The organism is Marinobacter sp. P4B1, assembly GCF_001447135.1.
In the GTDB taxonomy this organism is placed as follows: domain Bacteria; phylum Pseudomonadota; class Gammaproteobacteria; order Pseudomonadales; family Oleiphilaceae; genus Marinobacter; species Marinobacter vinifirmus.
This window is the reverse complement of record NZ_LLXM01000011.1, coordinates 165,316-186,418: the sequence shown is the minus strand read 5'-3', so window position 1 is coordinate 186,418 and position 21,103 is coordinate 165,316. Positions and strand designations below refer to the sequence as shown.

Below are 21,103 nucleotides of genomic sequence, written 5' to 3'. Positions count from 1 at the left end.
CTATTTTTGTTCGCTGAGAAACCGGCTGTTGTATTCGTTTTCACTGTTCACTACCAGTTCAAGCCGGACTGTCGCTCTAGTCATTCCGCAAAACAGTATTCTTTCAGCGCGCGTCAGGTATTCTGTATTCGGATCTATATCCACCAGAATCACAGCTGGCGCCTCTTGCCCCTTGAATCGATAAACGCTGTCGAACATCAGGTGACCCTCTGTCATCACCTGACGCCCGTCTTCATCGTACTCACCCGTGAAATGTCGCAAACCCACACCACCGACCTGATCACATTGACTGAATACGGAACTCTGCGCGCCCCGACACGTGATCACTACAATGTCATCACGCGTAAAACCATGGCGCATCAACTGCTGCACGATCTTTCCTACAATTTTTGGCTGCTCATCAGCATCTATATAGCCGTGAACAGCGACGCCCAGAACCGGCAAGTCATTACCCTGCTCAAACGGAATAGGCAGCGTATCCTTGATAAATCTTGCGATAGACTCCGGAGAGCGGTAGTTGATTTTGCTGCTATAGCGAACAAACCCATCCAGCGATACCGGTGTCTTATCCTGCAGGTTCTGGTCACCATCCTCCAGCCAGAGAATGTTCGCGCCTTCACGAAGGAAGAGCTGGATAATCTCAAACCATTCCTGCTCAAAATCCTGACCTTCATCAACGATCAGCGTGTCGTATTTACTTTCCTCTCCAATTTCCTGCACCAGAACCTGTTCCTGTACACGCTGCCAGAAACCCGGATCTGTCGTCATCGACGAGAAGTCCAATCTCTGTCCGAGAGATTGCAAAAATTCATCACAGAAACCATAAAATGTGCTGACCATTCCAGCATCGCCAACGCTTTCCCTGATGCGATCAGCCAACGGCCGGTTATAACAAATCAGCAAGACCCTTCGGTTTTCGGATACCTCACGATCCAGGAACCTTCTGGCAAACAGGCTCTTGCCACTTCCGGCCGCACCTGAGATCTTGAGCCGGAACGGCTCCATCTCGAGATTGGTCAGAATATCCGCCAACGCCCCGCTTTGACGCACGAACTGCTTTTCCTGTGAGCCAATATGGGTATGAATATCGGGAACAAGGTCAAACGTTTGATAAAAGAAATCTTCAACCTTTTCATACCAACCGTCGCGCGTTTCCGTGCCAGGCCCCAGTAATGTCTGGATTCGTTTCGACAACCCATCTTTTGCAGCCGCATCTACGATACGCTCAGCATTCAGCCCGGCTGCATTGACCTGTTTGACCTGATAGTCAGGACAGTAAATGAGGTAATCGACGACGAGACATCGACTTTTGCCGTTCAGCCAGTTGAATTTTTCACGCACCTTGTCAATGGATCGGTGAACCTGTTGGGCGACATTCTTCTCGTCAGTTCCATATCGCTTGACGAGTCCCTCGTCTGTTTCTTCCAGGCCTCCATTCTTCTGTTCTATAAAAAGGACTTCTCCAGACCGATTCAGCACGACGAAATCTATTTCTCCAAAATGCGTCCATGCCTCATATTCCCTTGACCAGTGAACCCCATGGAAAATCGTAAAATCGTTGGGCAGCTCTTCTTTAAGCATTTGCAAAGCTTTGAGCTCGGCATTCTGCGCGCCGGAGAGGGACAGGCGAGATAGGTCGGATGGGACTATGTACGCCACATGATTCTCCTGTATCTATGTATTCCGAGCATTTCTCAACCTATGGGCTCAAATTAATCTTCAGGCGTCCGACCAGTTCGTCCAGCCTCTCCTTCGGGACATGCTTTATCAGGTACTCGACCAGGTCATCCTGCCTTGGCTGACCAAATACCAACCTGTAAACCGCCAATGACCGACGCAACGCGTCGATAAGCTGTCTGTCTCGCGTCAGTGGAAGTGATGGCACATATCTTTCGATACGCGCCCCACCCTCGATCGGGTAAATCCAGTACGGCACAAGGTCATTTTCCCCTTTCTGCCGGTCCTTCCTGCCTTCGTCCAGCATCGCAAACCACGGATCTTTATCGCGCGATCTCATGGCATGGTGTCCATACTGGCTCGCGATATTTTTTCGTACCGCATGTCCCTTATAGCGATGCACACGGCCTTCACGTTGTTCCAGGTCCACGGGATTGGCGGGTAAATTCCAATGCACGATGGCATGGCAGTACCAGTGAAAATCGAGTCCTTCCTGGCCGATAGAGGTCGATGTGACAACGAAGGGCCAGAAAGGTGAATTGAATGCCTCGCGCACCTTCTGCGCACGTGACGCAGCCGTGTCGCCACTTTCCTCGTCCCGCCCTTGACCAAAAGGCATGGCGAAGCGCGACGGGAGTCGATGCGTCTGTACCGTTACGCCGCCATTTCCCGCTCGAATATCGTCTACAGCCAGTGCTGCCGCCCGGACAGTGAGCGCTGTTTGAATGGCTTCGGCAATATCCTCAACCATCTCCTCAGGCTCTTCACCAACGAGGCCGAGTGAATCTTTGAGAATGTGTACATATTCATCCAGTACAGACTGCAAACAGCCTTCAGCACCATATTCAAGTACCCGCCGCCAGTAGGGTTCTGTCTGCTTCAATCCACGCAGGAGCGCAGTGACTTCGATCCGGTTGTAAAGACTTCGAAATGCCCAGCCAATCCTTCCTGCCGCATTTCTTGCACCCGCATGACTTGCCAGAGTTGGGCCTGTAAAGCGGTCCAAAGCGCGCAGTGCACACACGCCCGGTCCACCCAAGGCAAACAAAGTAAGCACCTCTGCCAGATCATCCGGCGGTCGGCCTAAGGTCAGCTCACCATTGAGCAACTGCCGGGCACGATCAACGTGTTCATACCATGCATCCTCTCCACTACTACCTTCTCCCGCCCACTGACCTTCAAGATCGGATTGCCCAAACCATTCCTGCGTTGCCTTGGGATAGTGGTGTCTATCCAGAAGAATTGGCGCCGCCCAATACCATTGTTCGTCGACACGGGATTCGTCCGTCGGCATTGCGAGCGCCTCGAGTCCTTTTGAAATATCCTCCCAGATAATTCCCTGCAACTGTTTCAATGTAGGCGGCTCACCATTGCCGAACTTCCTTGCCAGACTCAGTGGGTCATAGCGGCGAGCCAACGAGATTGATGGATACATCAGAGCCAGCACCGGCATGCCTGTGGGCCGGTCATTCGACACCGCAATACGCAAGAGCAGGGTATGACCCCTTCGTTCTCGCTCGTCTTCTGTATTCAGGGCGGCTGGCTCGAACAATTTGACCGCTTGTCGCTCCGCTTCGTAGCTGAGAATGGTCGAAACAACTTTGGGCACAACGCGCCAGCTTGAAAATATCAGCCGCTTGGTGATCTGCGCATGGATATGATTGCTGAATGGCCCATCCAATTCGTAATAGGGCAAAGACGGGGGCAGCCAAAGCAACTGCCACATCTTTGTGTCGATCACCTGCTTAATAAGACCTCGGAGGCGTGCGTTGCGCGGATCCAGCGCCTCGTAAGCTTCAATGTCATCCCAGGAAAGCAACAGATGCTGTACTTTGGACAGTGCTCGCGTAATAACTTCCGTCTTCCCCTCACCATCCAGCGCATCATGGAATGTGCGCTTCAGTTTGTAGTCTTCCATGAAATTAAGAAGATACGATGATGACTTCCAGTATTCGATCGTATTCGGCATATCCAGCTCACGCGCAATCGACTGTAATTCCACGTATGCTAGGATGTCGGTCGCCAACAGCTCTACATCCTTTGGCTCCACCTGGGTGAGCATGCCTGCACGATCATCAGTCACTGCCAGCCGCTCGGTGCGGGCCATAACGCGTCGTAGGGATTTCTGTATATCCGACTTTATGCTTTCAAGCCGATCAGGTGACTGGTCATTGAATCGGAGTAATTCATAGCGGTACTCCCGAAGTAAGTCCGCGAATTTCTCCACTTTCCGCTTATCGCGAAACAGGAAGCCCAGCGTGTCAATGAAATCACGATAGTGATCTTCATCATCACTCTCGTCTGACAGCGTGTACATCTTGTAAGGCGTGGCCGACAGCAAGAGCACGCGCACCGCGGTCAAACCATCGGAGTATTCGAATAACTTGCGCGCCAGTACACTCGCATCATCTTCCCCGCTGAGAAGGTGCTTAAAACGCTGAAATTCATCGAGAATAACCAGGTCGGGTTCCAGCATTCTGACGCAGGTCTCTGCGAGCAAACTGCGCAGTTTTCCTACAAAGGCAGACCGCTCAGTCCTGGCTTCGCGCGTAATCCTTGAATCTGAACGCCGATACTCCTGACAAAGCCAGTCGAACCGCTCACGCAATGTCCACTCACCGTTGTCCCTTTCCTCTCGCACATGCTCTCTTATTGTTTTGCGAAACTCCTTTGCAAGTGTGCGATCGATCCGATTGTTGTCAGGGAAATATTTTAATTGCTGTCTGAATCGCTTGGTTCCCGACGTTCCCTGAAATACATTCATGGGAGCGGTTCCGGAAAAATGCCAGATGTCTTTCAACAACCAATAAAGCAGCATCCGTTCCGGGGCTACACCGAGATGACTTTTCAGATCGAATGAGGTGCCCGGCGTAAATGAAATGAAATTAATTCGATTCTTATTCAGATCGCGCAGCATGATGGGCAATAACGTAATGCGCGTTGGTAGCGTCTTGCCTTCATCGCCCAGCACGTTCAACCGCTTGATATTCTGCCGCGCAATATCCGCATTGGAGCAGATATACATAATATCGATCCGATCGACCCGATCCCACAAATGATGCAATGTGCGTGCGATAACAGACCGGGCAATAAGTGTTTTACCAAGTCCCACCTCATCCGCGACCAGAAACCGGTGCGTAGAACGTGCCTGCTCATAGAGCCTGTGAAATACCGCAGCCGCTGTGCGCCGCTGAAAGTCTTTCAAGCCGCGGTCGATCTCGCCGAGATTCGGCAGTTCGCTGTCCCTAGCTCCCACGTCTTGTTAACTCCTCTCGCGCTTCCCACAAGGGATGCCAGATCCGCTCGAACTCCTGCGGGAGAAGCGCTCTCCCTTCCTCGGTGTTCTGCAGGTCGGTCACCAGATGGGCAACCTGGTCGATCTTTTCCGGGGCACGTTCCAGCGCCTTAACGAGCGCCTCTAACATCGGAATATCCGCATGAAACCCTCCGTTCCCTGTTCCTGTATACCGTGAGGAACCGGAGATTTCAGAAAGCGATAGCGCCCCTTCTTCTCCAAGCAGCAGAAACAGGTAGCGCATCAATTGCTGCTGATCCTTCAGCATATAGCGCAGTAGTCGCTGACGTCGGTTTTCCGGGAATCCCTTTGAAGGGAGATTCAGCACGAACCGGCAAACGCCTGACCTACCATCAACGGAGATTCGTCCCTCGAAGGCAAAAAAGGTCGTAAGCCCCTCAAACGATACTGACGAGAACGAGGACGACCAGCCTCCATCCGATATCAGGCGCTGCGCGCCCGCCTCCTGCCTGAGCGTCAGTGGCCAACATTGCAGGTCGAATTCTGCATCAAGGAGATCCGGGACTTTTGTTGAAAACAGCCTGAGATCGAATAGATTCTCTTCGGAGTTTTCAGCATGCACCACTAATTCCAGGTCAACGACAAAACGGCGAAGACGCAGGAGCAAATTCTCCAGAGCCTGTTGAGTCGAGTCCGCCCCGCCTTTTTCGCCTGGCGAGAACGGCTCCAGGAGGTCGCGTAGTACACTGATACCTTTCTGTTGAGGACAGAGAATCGCTTCTACCCCCATGTGCTTGCTTTGTCCTTGCATCTCCACGAGAAACTCAACATTCTGGTGAAACGCAGCGTTCGTGGCATTCGCTGAGCCGGTCCACACCCGGCCTATCCCCGAATCGTCAAAAGCGAACAACTTGGCATGCAAGCCGGAAAGCAGGCTTCCGGTGTCAGACCCTTCATCCGGTTCAACACCTTCTTCCTGCTCTATGTCTGCCCCTTCACTAAAAGCGAAAATCTCGTAGTCGCCTATTTGGTCGGGATCAATCGCTGCCAATTCGTCGACGCGTGAAACAAGCGTCTGCTCACCGGAGATATTCAGCCGACTGAGGGTGCCTTCCGCGACGAACGGTGCGATCACGAGACCCCGGTCTGCACTATCCGGGAACGGCCACACATCTTGTTCACCAGGCAAGCCGATCGGCCAGAATTCAATATTCTCAATATGATCTGGCAACTGAAACTCTACAGTGTCAAGCTCTCTGGCCAGCTCCGCCAACGTATTTTTTGTATTATCCGTTAGCTCCTGTACAGCCATCTCCTGCAGCGAACGGATGAACCGTGAGAGTGGTTCATTTTTCTTTGTCGCCTCCTTGCCTACTACCCCATCCAGTACAAGCAGGGTGTCCCAGGAACGATCAAAAGTGAGATTACGGGAGGCACAGAGCAGGCGATACTGCGCTGGTTCGCCATCGGCCACGTAGCGTACGATCCACACTTTCGGGTGAAACACGCCTCCATCCCTGACCGCCCTCACCTCGTGGACACTTGATTCCAGGTAACCAAAGAGCAGACGATAGGTCTTTGGCACAGCGATCTGTCCTGCCTGGCAAAACACGTGGATGCGATCTACATGACGGCGCAACGCTTCCAGCAGGGCATTCGGATCCTTGGTCGGTTGACCATTGTCTCCTTCCCAGTCAAAGAAGGTAAATGCAAGTGGCGCAACCAATAGCGCCATAAGATCCAGGGAGTAACTCGTCGATATCGCGGAATCCAGGCGGAATCCCGGCGGCGGTCGGAGTGATTCAAGCAGCAGAGTACGATCCTTCGGTGCCAACATTATCCCTGCCCCCTTCCCAGACCACGAAGGATATCCTGCACAATGGTCTGAACCTGCTGCCAGCGGTAGGTGAGTTGTTGTGTACCGGCCGCACCGCTCCACATCTCGAGTGCCCTGGGGTTATCAAGGCGGGCCAGTGCTCGTTTCAGTCGACGCTCACGATGATGAATGAGGTCTCTCGCGGCACGAGCACCAATGAGGGTATCGATTCCATCCGAACCAAGTGCGATATCTGTCCAGGTATTTATGAAATGGACAGTTGGAATCGGAATACGCGGATTTACACGATGAATGACTTCCCAGAAATCAGAGTGGGACTCAACCCACCGATCTAATGTTCCGCGTTTGTCTTCGACCTCTCCATACCAATCGTCCAGTGCATTTCGATAACGACCAACAAGGCCCTCTTGTGAGCCAGCACCACCATTACCGCTCGACGCCCGCTTTTCGGCCAGCATCAGGTTATAAAGTAAAGCCGCCCCGAGCATAATCAGCGAGAAGAGTTCTGCATGGTGCAGCTGCGCCTTCACATGGCTTGCGCATTCACCAACTTGTGGATGGTGCCAGGGAAAGCTAACCGCATCCCACCACTCCCCCTGGTCGACCAGAAATGCGATCAGGGTACCCGGAACATTTGTCATTATCTGCTGGTGCAGATACTCAGCCTCTTCTTCTCTCAGTTGAAGCGAGACTCCTTCAGGGAATCCATCCGGTGCCGATGGCAAACCCTCGTGCCAGTTGGTCTGTGGCTTGAAAAGCTCGACGATTCCATCTTCGGCAGAGGCATGGACCTGACGTCGGCCTAGGTAGAACCCATCAAGCGACCGATGATATTGATCCAGCGAGCCCTGGTATCGGCGGATACCAAAAACACCGAGACCCGCCCAATACACCGAACTCGGCAATCTCTGCAGACCGGCTTTGGCATCTTTACCGATTACGCCGTCCGTATCGTCCGACTTGAGTAGCTGGTAGATAAGATCAATTTCATGCCGGCGCGCCAGCCTGGCCACATCACTCGATTTTGTCCTGCCGGCCTCAAGAGCCTGATATATCCAGGGAATGAACAACAGGTACTTGGCCCGTGTCTGGATCGTGCTGATTCCTGGAAACAAGGAATCTGCAAGCGCGTCTCTGACTGTTCCAATGCCAAGCTCATCCCGCGTGTCTTGTTCACGGAACAGATCAACGACATCGAGCGCTTTACGACGGTCGCTTTCTGAATGATCGAGCCAGGCAAAGGTGGATGCCATCTATTCCTTCTCCAAATTACCGCTTAGTTCATGGATGTCCATAATTAGGGTCCTATCCGGTTACGAGGCTTCAACCGCAAGGACATTCAATACAAACCTGACCCCGCTCCTTCTAGCCGCTATAGCAGCCACCACATATTGAGAAACCAGGATTGCGGGATACCAGACAGTCTGTAATGTCGTTTCCCCTATGAAAACTGATCCCAGACCAAACAGTACAAACATGGCAAACGATAACCACGTTATATCTCTGGTCAGAAGAAAGTCCTTATGTGCACCCATGACACTGGGTTCACTTTCATGTGCCCGGTAGATTCGATACCACAAACGATTTTGTTCCGACGGATCACTTGGAAAGTCACCGACTTTATCTTGCAACCTGTGCGGATCAATGCGTGGATCCTTGCCCAGATATCGCGAAAAAGCGCGATGACCGGGCAAAGGATTCGGCCATCGCCAAAACACAAGAACGGCCTTCAACTGCGGGCTTATCAGGTTACTTACAACCGTCGTCACAACCACCCCGAGTCCAACCGCACTCAAACTCTCCCAGTTTGACTGGACCCACTGAATGGCACCGGACACTCCATCCAGGCCTATGTAGGTCACGACTGCGAATGCCGCCAAGTTGACGACAAGAAAACCAAACAACCAGATCTGGTTTTCTGATTTCAAATATCTATCGCTACGAGCCACAGTACCGACTGCCCTAATCCGGTTCGACTTCATGGCCAATCACGGCCCCCATAACCGCACCAAATACGGCGGCCGCCACTCGCAGGTGTGGCGGAACGAGAAGTGTCGCAAGCGAGCCGACGGCTCCTCCGGTCAACGCGTTACTCATCTTCTTGCTTTTTGACAGTGGCGCACTTGTGTAACCGTTCTTTGCGCGGGCGGATCTTGTCGAGGAGCTGCCTTTACTTCTATTACAGGAGACACAGGCGGCATACAGATTATTCAGATGGTCCGTTCCTCCCCTCGCCCGTGGCACAGAATGTTCTACTTCCCATGCTTCTCTGGCGTCGGTTTTTCCGTAGTTATTAAAACTCAACGGGCTCCGGCAGATATGACACTGCCCGTTTGTTTTTCCGAATATCCGCTCGAGCTTGTCAACGTCATACGCCATCGTTCTGTGCCTCATTTTTATGAATGTACTCAGACGTCAACACTGCAGTTTCCTGTCTGGCAAGCTTTTGCGCCTCGTCGACTTCTTCACGATTCAGCAACACAATATGTTGCCGTTCCGGTTGAACGTCCTTCGGATCCATATCCAGACCGAATCGACGCATGAAATAGAATGAAAGACTGATCCGGGTTTCGACAGAAATCTCTCCTTGCTGCATACCGTAATCCAGCTCAATGGCCTTTCGCTTTGCTGTTCCCAGATCCGGATGTGGGCCAATACGAAAAGTCAGGAATCGCTGCCATTCGATGTCATGTTCCGCGTTGATCTGGTCAGGCTTCGTCTCATCAAATGAAAGCATTCGGGCAAACACAAAATCCTGGAATCGGTTCCTCGTGTGGCACCAGGCGCGCACGTGCCATCGGAAACCATCAAATGCAAGCGCATGGGGTGTCAGCCAGCGCCAAAGAGAATCGGGCCTTGACAGCGATTGGTACTCAACATGTATTGCGCTCCCCGTGCGAATGACATCGAGCACCTTCCGCAGCTTCAAAGGATCAACTCGCCGCGCAATGCTGGGTACCGTTGCATACGGTGGCATCCACCCAAGCCAGCTTTCCTGTTTTGGCAATATGTCATTGGCTATCAATCGCAGCTGCGCCAGGTACCGCTGGGCGTCGAGTTCGAGCAATACCGGCTTGAACTCCGGTGTAACTAGGTATGACTTGGCACGTTTGTCATAAACCAGATTCCGGTCCGCCACCTCCTGGTAGCGACCCAGGTCCGCGGATGCCTGCGGCACAGATATGCCAAAGAATTCAACGAGATCCGAACGATTTACCCTGCCATCCCAAAACAGACGGAACTCGATGAATTCCAGCCGGCGCTCAGTGCTCCAACGCATTTTTTCAGATGGGCCATCACCACTCATGAGAACAATCCCGTATAGTTAGTATATTGACATAGTTTCTATACGTATAGTATCTTATCTGATCATAAGGCCCTGTCAAGCCCTTCCGGGCGCCAGGCTGTTTAATGAATTACGTTTGGAGAACCGAACATGAACGCCACCATTACCTTTTTCCCGGTCGACAACGGCGACATGACGCTTGTGGAGCTTGAAAGCGGCCGGACCATCCTCATCGACACCAATATCCGTGCGGCCGCTGATAATCCTGACGATTCGACCCGCGATGTTGCCAAGGACCTGCGAGACCGCCTGAAGAGAGACGACCAGGGTCGACTCTACGTCGATGCATTTCTACTGAGCCACCCCGACCAGGACCATTGCTCGGGTCTGGACAAGCATTTCCACCTTGGCAAACCGGCAGACCATGCCGGAGATAAGATTTTCATCCGTGAGATCTGGTCATCGCCGCTGATTTTCCGCCGTGCATCGAAAAATCACACGCTCTGCTCCGATGCCAAGAAATTCAACACCGAGGCAAAACGGCGCGTTTCCCGCTACCGGGAATCCGGCCTTGCTGTCTCAGATGGCGACCGTATCCAGATACTGGGGCGGGACGAGAACGGAAAGACCGACGACCTTTCAGGGATTCTGGTCGAGGTTGACGGCCTGATCGAAAAGGTTAACGGCCAGTACGACGCTGGTATGTCAGCGCGCCTGCTCGCGCCGCTGCCGCAAAGCGATGACGAGTGCGAGGAGGATACACTGACGAAAAACCATTCCAGCGTCATACTCCAGTTCACGATCACCGCGGCCGGCGGTAGCTGCCGCTATTTGACCTGCGGCGATGCCGAGGTGGCGATCTGGGAGCGTCTGTGGGACCGGCACAGGAACCGCGCACACTGGCTGGAATATGACCTCCTGCTCTCCCCGCACCACTGTTCCTGGCATTCCCTGTCATACGATAGCTGGAGCGAGAAAGGCGAAGATGCCGAAGTGAATGAAAATGCGCGCAGCGCACTTTCCCAGGCGCTCAGCGGCGCGAATATCGTTGCGAGCAGCAAACCGGTTAAGGATGATGACTCAGACCCGCCCTGCATTCGCGCGAAACGTGAATACGAAGACATTCTGGAACCGGTAACAGGCGAATTCCGCTGTACCGGCGAATACCCTTCCAAGGGAAAACCGGCCCCCATGGAGTATGAAATCGGTCGGAATGGCCTGTCGCTGAAAAGCGCCGCGCTCGCAGCACCGGCTATCATCTCCAGCAGCGCGGTTGGTGGCCAACCCCTGCCACATGGCTAATTCCGGTAGCTCTGACAATACACCACCCTGGGTGTTCAAACATGCTCTGGCCCAGATCGGCAAACACCCGCATGTGGATGCCGTCGGGCCTGTCGAAATCGATGCCGACGGCATCTGCCTGGCTTCGGTGTCTATCAGGACCAACCTGCCCACCGCATGGCGAGCTACCGGCGAGAGCCCCACCGGGGTTCAGCTCGTTGAACAAGTTGTCTTCCAGTTCCCGGTAGATTACCCTGCCAATCCGCCAAAGATCTATCTTCGCAACGATTTCAACCGCTCCTTACCCCATATCCAGCCAGGGCTGCCGGGAGATCCGGTTGAGCCATGCTACCTTGATGGAGATCCGCGCGAACTACTTCACAGGCAGGGGATTGGCGACATCGTCAATCAACTGGTCTACTGGCTGGAACGAGCAGCAAAAGATGAATTGATCGATCATGAACAGGGCTGGGAGCCTATCCGCCGTGACGTCATCGATGATTATGCGGTCGTAGAACACAGCTCCTTGCGACAATTTGTTCAAAAACACGCTGCATTCAGGTTCCTTCCTGTCGAATACGTCAAGTTTATTGCACCCGCTGAGGCTCAAAGACCGGGTAAAGGATATTTATTCTATGGCTCAGTGCTTCCCGAGACTGTGTCAGTTAACCGGAAGTCGTTGGGCGATTTGCGGGTATCGCAAGCATCATCAAAAGGTTTTCAATTTGGTGAATCCATCGCCATTTTTGCCACACCCGGGAAATTGCCCTCCGGTGATCCGTTTGTATGCGATCAGTATCTACCGGAAACAGTGACCAACCTATCGATGCTGGTACAGCAGGCCCATAACTACGGATGCGGGAAACAACTCGAAGATGCGCTCTCCCACCTGCAGCGGCAAACCGCCGATATCTCGACTGTCACGCAAAGCATTCCCATTCTTGTCATCCTTTGTGCAAGACGGCCGACGCATCTAATCGGTACCAGCAGCAATCTGGAACTTATCCCCTACCTGCTCGAGACCCCGGCGCCAATGTTTACAGACGACCATGCCGCCACCCCAGTACATCCAGTCGCATTACGGCATGCCATCTCACCACAGCTCTTGCGGGACGTGTCGGGCATTAACACGACTGATGATCGTATTCTTGTACAGCTTGGTTGCGGCAGCCTGGGGTCCAAGATTGCCCTGCACATGGCTCGCGCCGGCCTGGCGCCCTCGGTGGTTGCGGATAACCGGACTATGTCACCGCATAATGCCGCCCGCCATGCTCTGGTGCCCAGTAAAGAGCGCTTTAACATCCTGTGGATGATCCCGAAGGCAGAAGCGCTGGCAGATGCCATCAACGGTCTGGGTCAATCTGCAGAAGCCGCGAATATCGATGCTGTTTCTCTCGGTACTGACAAAAAGCGATTATGGAAGGTCATACCTAAAAAGACCTGGGCCGTGGTTAATTCCACCGCATCACTTGCAGTGCGTGACGCACTGGGCGCACTCCCCACGGCCATCATGCCTGCACGTGTTATTGAAACCTCACTATTCGCGGGAGGCTCCGTCGGCCTGATGACGATCGAAGGCCCCGACAGAAATCCGAACACATCAGATCTGGTCCACGAGGCCTACGAGATGATTCGAACCGACGAATCGAACCGCGAACGTTTCTTCGGTATCAATGGGGATCTGGAACGCCAGGAAATTGGCCAGGGTTGTTCGTCGACAACAATGGTAATGCCCGATACCGATATTTCGCTCTTCTCCGCATCCATGGCTCGTAAGTTATTGGAGGTGCGGCAGCAGGAACTACCTGAATCCGGCCAGACTCTTATCGGCAGACTTGATCCCGATGGACTGGGATTGACCTGGACCTCTGTTAACGTGGGGCCATATCACTGCATACAAGCCGAAAACGATCCTTCCTGGCAGATCCGAATTTCACCAAGCGTTCATCAATTGATTTCTGAGGAATGCGGTCGATATCGGGATGTTGAAACGGGTGGCATCATAATGGGATCTGCCTCCGAAATCAGAAAGACGATAACCATCACCAATGTCCTGCCTGCCCCCGCTGATTCACAACGCTCTGCTGCATCGTTCATCCTCGGTACGCAGGGTGTTAACCAGATGGTAGAAGATTATGCGGAACCGACAGGCTTCACCCTACATTGTGTCGGCACGTGGCACAGCCACCTGCAAGATTCTGGAGGATCACCCCGCGATTATCAGACGGCCGCCTTGATCGCCGCAAAGATCGCAATACCCTCGGTTTTGCTGATAAAAACACCTTCCGGTTATCGTGCGATACTGGCGAAGGACGACTAATATAACTCCGCATTCATCATCTGAAGTCGGAGAAGATTGTCTTGCCGTGAACCACGAGAGAAGTACGGTTCAGCACTGTCATCTCATCACCGGTCAGAATTCTTCGTCGATCTCAAACAAATCAGGCGTCGAACGATGGACGCCAATGCCGTGTTCCATCAAGAGCATCACCAGCTGTTCCCCGTTCATCAGGGCGATAGGAGTCTTGTCTGCTTGGGCAGCTTCCTTGACGGCTCCTGAACTAAAATCGCTGGTGGTGATGATCAGACCTTGCTCGTGCGCTCCGAGACTGCCGCGCACCTGCTGAACCACCGGGGCAAGGATGTTGTTCTTGAGCTTCCATTTCTTGACCTGAACAGCCATCTTGATCCGAACCACGTCGCCCACCACCAGGGTGCCCCGAACATCGATACCACCGTCACCGCTGAGCTTGGTCACCTCGACCATCTCGAAACCCATCTCCGCCAGTAACTGCGAGATAAGCTCTTCGAACTCGCCGGGCTTCATGGCCAACAGGCGGTCACGCAGAACCTTTCGGACCTGCTGGTTGTGCTGCTCGATTTGAAACGCCAAACCGCGCCCCATCCATTGACTCAGCCCCACGTAGCCGCGGCCATGTTGCACAAAACGAGGACGGTCTCCGCGCTTCTGCTGTCGCTTGATTTCGGTGATCACCTGAGCATACATGGTGGCCTCGGGTGTCTTTCCGCTGGTTACCAGCCATCCTTTCCCAAGCGCCTTCTCAGTAATCTTCTTGTAGTGCATCGGTTTCTTGCCGCCAAACTCCTCAAGTACCTTTTGCGCACAATCGGTAAACGACAAACCAGCGTTCGAGGAAGGCGTTTTCAGAACTTGACCACCTTGCGGAGCAGTGGCCTGAGTCTTTTTCTTTTGCGTGAAGGAATCTCGAAGAGCGAATGTCTGAGCGCCAGTCTTCACGAAGGGCGACTTGCTCCCCTTCTTCTTGATGTCGGAATAAAGCCGGGCACTTACCGTAGCGCCTGGGGTCTTACCTTTGGACTGCCAGAGACCGTCTGCCATGATCTTCTCGGCAATGTCCTTTGCATGCAGCGCCGTGCCCGCCTGCTGCAATACCTGGATAGCGGCCGACTTAACGTCCATGCGTCTCCCTCCCTGTTTGTCCTAGTACCGCCATCATTGTCATGCCCTCAGAATAAGCCGAAGAAGCGTTCGAAGAATGCGCCCAGCTTGTCCAGCACCGTTTGCTTCTTCACCGCATGGCTGTTGTTTTTGTTGAACCTTGAAACCGGGGGCAGAATCTTCGTGATGGCGGTGCCGGTGACTGGAATCGCGCCGTCCCGGAACGCATTCTCAACAAATGCCTTGGTCTCGTCGGCGTTGAGACCTTCATCCGCAATAATCCGGTCTAACTCCTCCGCCTTTTTGGCTGTGATAAAGGCAACCCACTCCGCATCCACCTTGGCTTTTGTGGAGACGGAGTCAACAAACTGTTCGATGAGGTCTTTCTTGTTACGCAGGCTTGGGCTGGCATTGATCGCACGATCGATGGTGGCCCTGATCTCTTTGTCTTCACCCGTGCCTTTCTTCTTCAGGTATCTTTCGACCAGCATCAGGATGTAGTCGACGTTGATTTCGACCTGCTTGATGAGCTCGATCTCGAACACCACGTCGTCGTTGATCGACTCCTTTTCCGCCTCCGCTACGCTACGGAATTCCGCGTACAGGTTCAGATACAAACTCTGGTAATCCTGGAAATCACGCTCGCTGAGGATTTCATTGCCTGCGAAATCGTCGAATGCCGTGAGAATGTTTTTCAGCCGCAATATCGCGCCAAAGAGCTTGATAAACGCCTTCTGGGCCGCTTCGCCAACGATGGCCTTACCGAGCGGAAAGCCGGCGACAAGTTCTTCGATCCGATTCTCGTACTCCTTGTAATACTCGGCGTAGGGCTTCAGCAGCACGATGCCCTTGGCATCCTTGTTACCGAACAGTGCTAGGGCGTCATTGGTTTCCTGTTCAAGATCACGGAAGGATATGATGTTGCCGTAGGTCTTGACCGAATTGAGAATGCGGTTGGTGCGCGAGTAGGCCTGGATCAGTCCGTGGGCTCGAAGGTTCTTGTCTACCCACAGGGTGTTGAGCGTAGTGGCGTCGAAACCGGTCAGGAACATATTGACCACAATCACCAGGTCCAGCTCGCGTTTTTTCAGGCGCTGCGATAAGTCCTTGTAGTAGTTCTGAAACTTGTCAGCCGAGGTGTCGAAGCTGGTGCCGAACAGTGCGTTGTAATCCTTGATCGCGGCATCCAGAAAATCGCGCGAGCTTTGATCCAGCCCCTCGGTTTCAAACTCCTCCTCGTTTAGCAGGCCATCGGCTTCTTCCTCGTTGGCAGCAAAGCTGTAGATCAGACCCACCTTGAGACGCCGCGCGGTCGGCAGCTCCTTTTCTTGCTCAGCGAATTCTGTGTAGTAGCGTTTAGCTGCGTCGATGGAGGCTGTGGCGAACAGCGAATTAAACCCAATCAGCCGCTTGCCATCATGGCGGTAGCTGGCATTGCGCTTGGTTTTCTGGTCGAAGTGCTCCCGGATATAGCTCACTACCTGCGTGATACGCTCCGGAGCCAGCAATGCCCGCTCCGTGTCTATGGCCGATACCTTCTTGTCCTTGATACTTGTGCGCGACTTGATGGTGTTGATGTAGTCAATACGGAAGGGCAACACATTCTTGTCATTGATGGCGTCGACGATGGTGTAGGTATGCAGCTTGTCGCCAAAGGCCTGCTCGGTGGTGCGCCTCAGTGGGTTACCCCGGCTGCTCGCATTGTCGGCGAAGATCGGTGTGCCGGTGAAGCCGAACAGGTGATAGCGCTTGAAGACCCGGGTAATTTCCGCATGCATGTCGCCGAACTGACTGCGATGGCATTCGTCGAAAATCACCACCACATGCGCTTCATAGATCGGGTGTTTTTTGTTCTTCGCCACGAAGCGGCTGAGCTTCTGGATGGTGGTGACAATGATGCGCGCGTTCTGGTCTTCCAGTTGCCTCTGCAATACGGCAGTCGACGTGTTGGAGTTGGCCGCGCCTTTTTCAAATCGCTCGTACTCGCGCATGGTCTGGTAATCCAGATCCTTGCGGTCCACCACAAACAGCACCTTGTCGATATCCGGCAGGCCCCGCGCCAATTGCGCCGCCTTGAAACTGGTCAACGTCTTGCCGCTGCCGGTGGTGTGCCAGATGTAACCGCCTGCGGCTGCCTTACCCAGCTGACGGTGATTGGTACTGGTCGCGATGCGTTGCAGAATCTGTTCTGCCGCTACGATCTGATAAGGCCGCATAACCAGTAGCTTACGATCGACATCGAACACGCAGTACCTGGTCAGAATGTTCAACAACGAATGTTTTGCAAAGAAGGTCCTGGTGAAGCCAGTCAGTTCGGTGATGGGCTGATTCTTCGCGTCGGCCCACCAGCTGGTGAACGAAAAACTGTTGGAGGTCTTCTGGCGTGAGCGTTTGCTGCGTTGCTCTGCCAGATGGCCATCACGGACCGTGTTGCTGTAATACTTGGTCAGGGTGCCATTGCTGATGACAAATAGCTGCACATACTCGAACAGGCCGGATCCCGCCCAGAAACTGTCGCGCTGGTAGCGATTGATTTGGTTGAAGGCCTCGCGGATATCCACCCCACGGCGCTTGAGCTCCACATGCACCATTGGCAAACCGTTGACCAGTACCGTCACGTCGTAACGGTTGACCCGCTTGCCCTCCGCTTCATACTGATTGATGACCTGCAGGCTGTTGTTGTGGATGTGCTGCTTGTCGATCAGGTAAATATTCTTGATCGTGCCATCGTCACGCTTGAGCACCTGGATATGGTCTTCCTGGACGCGTGTAGTCTTTTCGACGATACCTTCATTGGCACTGGTAATACAGGTACCGAAAAAACGCTCCCATTCCGCGTCGGAAAATTCGAGCTTGTTCAGCTTTTCCAGTTGGAGGCGCAAATTGGCGATAAGATCAGCCTCCGAGGTGATTGGTAGGTAACCGTAGGCCTGCAACTGCAATTGCTTGATAAAGGCTTTTTCCAGCTCAGCCTCAGACTGGTAGGCGGTCTCCCTGACCCCCTCGGGCAAGAACTCAGCAACTACGGTACTTTCATTGGATAGCGCAATCGGCTCATAGCGGTTGGATGTGAGATCTTCGCTCATGCCGCCTCCCGGAAGGTAAGCAAACGATCCCGGTAGTGTTCATATTGCTTACGGCGCGCGGCGATCTCCGCGGGCAGGCCACTGGAGAGGTCGTTCACCAGGGCGTCGAACTTGTCGAGGATGGCGACAATGCGTTCTTGTTCATCGAGCGGCGGAACGGGGATTCGTATTCTGGAAAAACTCTCGATCAGGAGCGTTTTTACCTTGGTGCGAGCAACATACTTCGCTTTTTCTGCAATGAATGAACTCGTTTGCATGCAATAAGAAACGAACTTTGGATTCATCGAATGACGGAAGGCATAGCAGTGGTCATGGATGGCGACATCTTTATCGCCAATCCACGCTACGGCCTTACCGACATCCTCAACCGTTTCCCCCACGTCGGTGATGACAACGTCTCCAGGTTTAGCAAAGCGCAACTTTGTTGTTATATCCGATCGAACATGTGAAATAACATCACTCGCGCTAACCCCAAAGTGAGTGTAAATCTCTCCATAATGGATACAGCCGATTCCTTCCTCGACGTAATCCGCTTTAGTGAATCGACGCCCGCGAATAAATTCCCCTAACTCGGCCAGCGTAACCCAGCGAACATCCTGATCGTCGAAGGCGAGCAGTGCGTCGCGGTAGTACTGGTACTGCCGGCGACGCGCCTCCAGCTCCGCCTCCAGCTCCGCCTCCAGCTCCGTGAAGGTGTCAAGTACTTTCGCGATTTCACGCTGAACTTCGATGGGTGGGACGGGGATGCGAAATGCTTTCACTGCGCTATCTGAAATTGCTGGGTAACTTGCGCCGCGCTCATTCGCTTCCACATAGGCGTAGAAGTTCGCTGTACCGATAATATGGAATAGGTAATTTGGAAGCAGCTTTTTGGCCTTTGAGCGCAGAACGCAATAGCCGGTGCTACAAATCTGCCCATCGTACTCAGCAGAGATCAAACAATAGCGTTTCAACATTGGCCTAGTTGTGCCGAATATCACATCACCTTCGCGCACTATTTGTTGAGCGCGGCTCGGCGCGGATTCGCTGTCGATAGTCTCGGTAGCGCCGATGGCATGGGTTGTACGGTCCACCGAAGTCAAATCAATGTACTTGTATTTCTCATCCTGCACATCTTGCCATCTAATGTTTGGAGTCTTATCGAGAAGCTTACGCATCTCAATAAACTCGGTCCCTTCGGGGCAAAGTTCAGCAATCAACTCATCAATCCGGATCATGTCTGCCCCCCTTCCAGGTCAGCCACGATAGCGTCGATCTGCGTCCTCAGTTCCGATTGCCTTGTCACGATGCGGGCGATCTCAGCGTTGAGCTGTTTGATATCGATTTCCTCGCGATCGTCTTTTTGCACCACATAGGAAGATACGGCAATGTTGTAGCCGTTTTCGGCAATCTCGCCGTTTTCTACCAGTTGCGCGAAGTGGTCTATGTCCTTGCGTTCGGTAAAGGCATCGAGGATTTTCTGCTGGTGCTCCGGCAAGAGCTTGTTCTTGTTGCCGCTGCGCACAAATTCATTCGATGCGTCGATGAACAGGGTGGCGTTGTCATGCTTGGATTTCTTCAGCACGATAATGCAGGTAGCGATGGTGGTGCCGAAGAAAAGATCGGGCGGCAGCTGGATGACGGTATCGACGTAGTTATTGTCGATCAGGTACTGGCGGATCTTCTGCTCGGCCCCTCCGCGATAGAGCACACCGGGAAATTCAACGATGGCCGCGGTACCGTTCACCGCCAACCAGGAGAGGATGTGCATGGTAAAGGCGAGATCAGCCTTGCTCTTTGGCGCGAGCACGCCGGCCGGAGCAAAGCGCGGGTCGTTGATGAGCAAGGGGTTGTCTTTGCCTGCCCATTTGATGGAATACGGTGGATTGGAAACGATAGCCTCGAAGGGTTCGTCATCCCAGTGGACGGGGTCAATCAGCGTATCGCCATGGGCGATGTCGAATTTCTCGAAATTGACGTCGTGCAGGAACATGTTGATCCGGCACAGGTTGTAGGTAGTCAGGTTGACCTCCTGACCGAAGAAGCCCTGGCGCACCTTGTCGTGGCCCAGCACCTTGACGAACTTGAGCAGCAGTGAGCCGGAGCCACAGGCGGGGTCATACACTTTGTTGACCTCGCTTTTGCCAACCACGGTGATGCGGGCAAGCAGCTCGGAGACTTCCTGCGGGGTAAAAAACTCACCGCCAGATTTACCGGCGGTGGAGGCATACATCGTCATCAGAAATTCATAGGCATCGCCGAACAGGTCGATAGTGTTGTGCGAAAAGCTGCCGGAGCCGTTGGAGAGCGGCAGGTCTTCGATAGCCTCGAGAAGCTTCACCAGCTTTTCGTTACGCTTGGCCACCGTGGGACCAAGCTTGCTGCTGTTCACATCGAGGTCGTCAAACAGGCCCTTGATATCATCCTCGCTGTCGGCGCCGATGGCGGAACCTTCAATGTCCTTGAATACGCGGGCCAGAGTTTCATTGAGGTTGGAATCGCCGCGTGCCTTGTCGCGGACGTTAGTGAACAGATCCGACGGCAGGATGTAGAAACCTTTCTCCTTCACAGTTTCCGTGCGGCCAAATTCAGCATCGGCATCGCTCAAGCGCGCGTAATCGAAATCAGGATTGCCTGCCTTGCGTTCCTGCTCATTGAGGTAGCCGGTCAGGTTCTCGGAGATAAAGCGGTAGAACAACATGCCGAGCACGTAGCTCTTGAAGTCCCAGCCGTCCACGCTGCCACGCAGATCGTTGGCGATACGCCAGATGGTTTTGTGGAGCTCCGTGCGTTCGATTTCCTTCTTGTTATTCATTCAGCCTGATCCTGTCTGTTCGTCTCCGCCGCGCCACCAGCCTTAACCCACTCGTCGACTTCGTCTTTCTTGAACTTCCAAAGACGGCCCATGCGGTGGGCGGGCATACCATGCTTGTCGATCCACTTGTACACGGTGTCATTACTGACCCCGAGGTGTTTGCATATCTCGGTGATTGAAAGCCAGCGGTCTTCCATCTCAACCATTCCTCAGATTCCTCGTGAACGATGAGTAAAAACGTCTTAGGTCCGTGAACTGCCGACCCGGGAGCAACCAGTCTCCAGCGTCTGGACCAAATCATTGAAAATTATGCGGATTAGCACCTTATGTCAACCGATTATTGCCGATTTAACCCGATTTTCGTCTATATGGGTCGACTTTATGGGTGCGGTCAGCATTTCAATGAAATTGCCCTCCCCACTGTCACTCATACACCCGTCGCCGGATTGTCAAAATCAACAATGT

14 protein-coding genes are annotated in these 21,103 nt (G+C 53.3%); 2 read left to right on the top strand and 12 right to left on the bottom strand.

Features of this window, described 5'->3' with window-relative positions; translation table 11 throughout:
* Genes AQ621_RS08610 through AQ621_RS08585 form a run of 7 tightly spaced genes read right to left on the bottom strand, consistent with a single transcriptional unit; the run spans position 1 to position 10,077 of the window.
* Positions 1–1,659, bottom strand: coding sequence for an NERD domain-containing protein (locus AQ621_RS08610; RefSeq protein WP_058341133.1), 1,659 nt, complete (start codon positions 1,657–1,659; stop codon positions 1–3).
* A 40-nt stretch (positions 1,660–1,699) separates the two neighbouring features.
* Positions 1,700–4,933, bottom strand: coding sequence for a DEAD/DEAH box helicase family protein (locus AQ621_RS08605; protein WP_158499528.1), 3,234 nt, complete (start codon positions 4,931–4,933; stop codon positions 1,700–1,702).
* The gene (locus AQ621_RS08600) at positions 4,923–6,770 is read right to left on the bottom strand and encodes a phospholipase D family protein (protein ID WP_058341132.1); all 1,848 of its coding nucleotides are present in this window, start codon (positions 6,768–6,770) and stop codon (positions 4,923–4,925) included. The genes AQ621_RS08605 and AQ621_RS08600 overlap by 11 nt, the downstream gene beginning before the upstream one ends.
* The gene (locus AQ621_RS08595; protein ID WP_058341131.1) at positions 6,770–8,023 is read right to left on the bottom strand and encodes a DUF6361 family protein; all 1,254 of its coding nucleotides are present in this window, start codon (positions 8,021–8,023) and stop codon (positions 6,770–6,772) included. The genes AQ621_RS08600 and AQ621_RS08595 overlap by 1 nt, the downstream gene beginning before the upstream one ends.
* A 60-nt stretch (positions 8,024–8,083) precedes the next feature.
* A complete protein-coding gene (locus AQ621_RS08590; protein ID WP_145840269.1) occupies positions 8,084–8,719 on the bottom strand; it encodes a hypothetical protein in 636 nt (211 codons plus the stop codon).
* Between the two features lie 13 nt (positions 8,720–8,732).
* On the bottom strand, positions 8,733–9,149 hold the full coding sequence (locus AQ621_RS18005) for an HNH endonuclease (protein WP_082640972.1): 417 nt from the start codon (positions 9,147–9,149) through the stop codon (positions 8,733–8,735).
* The gene (locus AQ621_RS08585; protein WP_082640970.1) at positions 9,139–10,077 is read right to left on the bottom strand and encodes a BrxR family helix-turn-helix transcriptional regulator; all 939 of its coding nucleotides are present in this window, start codon (positions 10,075–10,077) and stop codon (positions 9,139–9,141) included. The genes AQ621_RS18005 and AQ621_RS08585 overlap by 11 nt, the downstream gene beginning before the upstream one ends.
* 129 nt (positions 10,078–10,206) lie before the next feature.
* On the opposite strand from AQ621_RS08585, the gene AQ621_RS08580 reads away from it, so the two are divergent.
* A complete protein-coding gene (locus AQ621_RS08580; RefSeq protein WP_058341129.1) occupies positions 10,207–11,358 on the top strand; it encodes a ComEC/Rec2 family competence protein in 1,152 nt (383 codons plus the stop codon).
* Positions 11,333–13,657: a Mov34/MPN/PAD-1 family protein gene (locus AQ621_RS08575; RefSeq protein WP_145840268.1), complete on the top strand. Its 2,325-nt coding sequence runs from the start codon at positions 11,333–11,335 to the stop codon at positions 13,655–13,657. Before AQ621_RS08580 ends, AQ621_RS08575 begins: the two co-directional genes overlap by 26 nt.
* A 93-nt stretch (positions 13,658–13,750) precedes the next feature.
* On the opposite strand, the gene AQ621_RS08570 is transcribed toward AQ621_RS08575, so the two are convergent.
* From AQ621_RS08570 to AQ621_RS08550, 5 genes are read right to left on the bottom strand one after another with little or no spacing between them, the layout of a single operon-like run.
* Positions 13,751–14,779 (bottom strand): HTH domain-containing protein, encoded by a 1,029-nt coding sequence (locus AQ621_RS08570; RefSeq protein WP_058341127.1) that lies wholly within the window; start codon positions 14,777–14,779, stop codon positions 13,751–13,753.
* A gap of 47 nt (positions 14,780–14,826) precedes the next feature.
* On the bottom strand, positions 14,827–17,844 hold the full coding sequence (locus AQ621_RS08565; protein WP_058341126.1) for a type I restriction endonuclease subunit R: 3,018 nt from the start codon (positions 17,842–17,844) through the stop codon (positions 14,827–14,829).
* Positions 17,841–19,061, bottom strand: coding sequence for a restriction endonuclease subunit S (locus AQ621_RS08560; RefSeq protein WP_058341125.1), 1,221 nt, complete (start codon positions 19,059–19,061; stop codon positions 17,841–17,843). Before AQ621_RS08560 ends, AQ621_RS08565 begins: the two co-directional genes overlap by 4 nt.
* On the bottom strand, positions 19,058–20,638 hold the full coding sequence (locus AQ621_RS08555; RefSeq protein WP_058341124.1) for a type I restriction-modification system subunit M: 1,581 nt from the start codon (positions 20,636–20,638) through the stop codon (positions 19,058–19,060). The genes AQ621_RS08560 and AQ621_RS08555 overlap by 4 nt, the downstream gene beginning before the upstream one ends.
* Entirely contained in the window at positions 20,635–20,844 is a 210-nt protein-coding gene (locus tag AQ621_RS08550) for a helix-turn-helix domain-containing protein (protein ID WP_058341123.1), read from the bottom strand. Before AQ621_RS08550 ends, AQ621_RS08555 begins: the two co-directional genes overlap by 4 nt.
* Positions 20,845–21,103 lie beyond the last annotated feature (259 nt).

What these genes read in the sequence shown, in the direction of transcription:
- AQ621_RS08600 (WP_058341132.1), bottom strand. Translation starts at nt 6,770, where the DNA reads ATGTTGGCACCGAAGGATCGTACTCTGCTGCTTGAATCACTCCGACCG.
- AQ621_RS08595 (WP_058341131.1), bottom strand. Translation starts at nt 8,023, where the DNA reads ATGGCATCCACCTTTGCCTGGCTCGATCATTCAGAAAGCGACCGTCGT.
- AQ621_RS18005 (WP_082640972.1), bottom strand. Translation starts at nt 9,149, where the DNA reads ATGGCGTATGACGTTGACAAGCTCGAGCGGATATTCGGAAAAACAAAC.
- AQ621_RS08585 (WP_082640970.1), bottom strand. Translation starts at nt 10,077, where the DNA reads ATGAGTGGTGATGGCCCATCTGAAAAAATGCGTTGGAGCACTGAGCGC.
- AQ621_RS08580 (WP_058341129.1), top strand. Translation starts at nt 10,207, where the DNA reads ATGAACGCCACCATTACCTTTTTCCCGGTCGACAACGGCGACATGACG.
- AQ621_RS08570 (WP_058341127.1), bottom strand. Translation starts at nt 14,779, where the DNA reads ATGGACGTTAAGTCGGCCGCTATCCAGGTATTGCAGCAGGCGGGCACG.
- AQ621_RS08565 (WP_058341126.1), bottom strand. Translation starts at nt 17,844, where the DNA reads ATGAGCGAAGATCTCACATCCAACCGCTATGAGCCGATTGCGCTATCC.
- AQ621_RS08560 (WP_058341125.1), bottom strand. Translation starts at nt 19,061, where the DNA reads ATGATCCGGATTGATGAGTTGATTGCTGAACTTTGCCCCGAAGGGACC.
- AQ621_RS08555 (WP_058341124.1), bottom strand. Translation starts at nt 20,638, where the DNA reads ATGAATAACAAGAAGGAAATCGAACGCACGGAGCTCCACAAAACCATC.
- AQ621_RS08550 (WP_058341123.1), bottom strand. Translation starts at nt 20,844, where the DNA reads ATGGTTGAGATGGAAGACCGCTGGCTTTCAATCACCGAGATATGCAAA.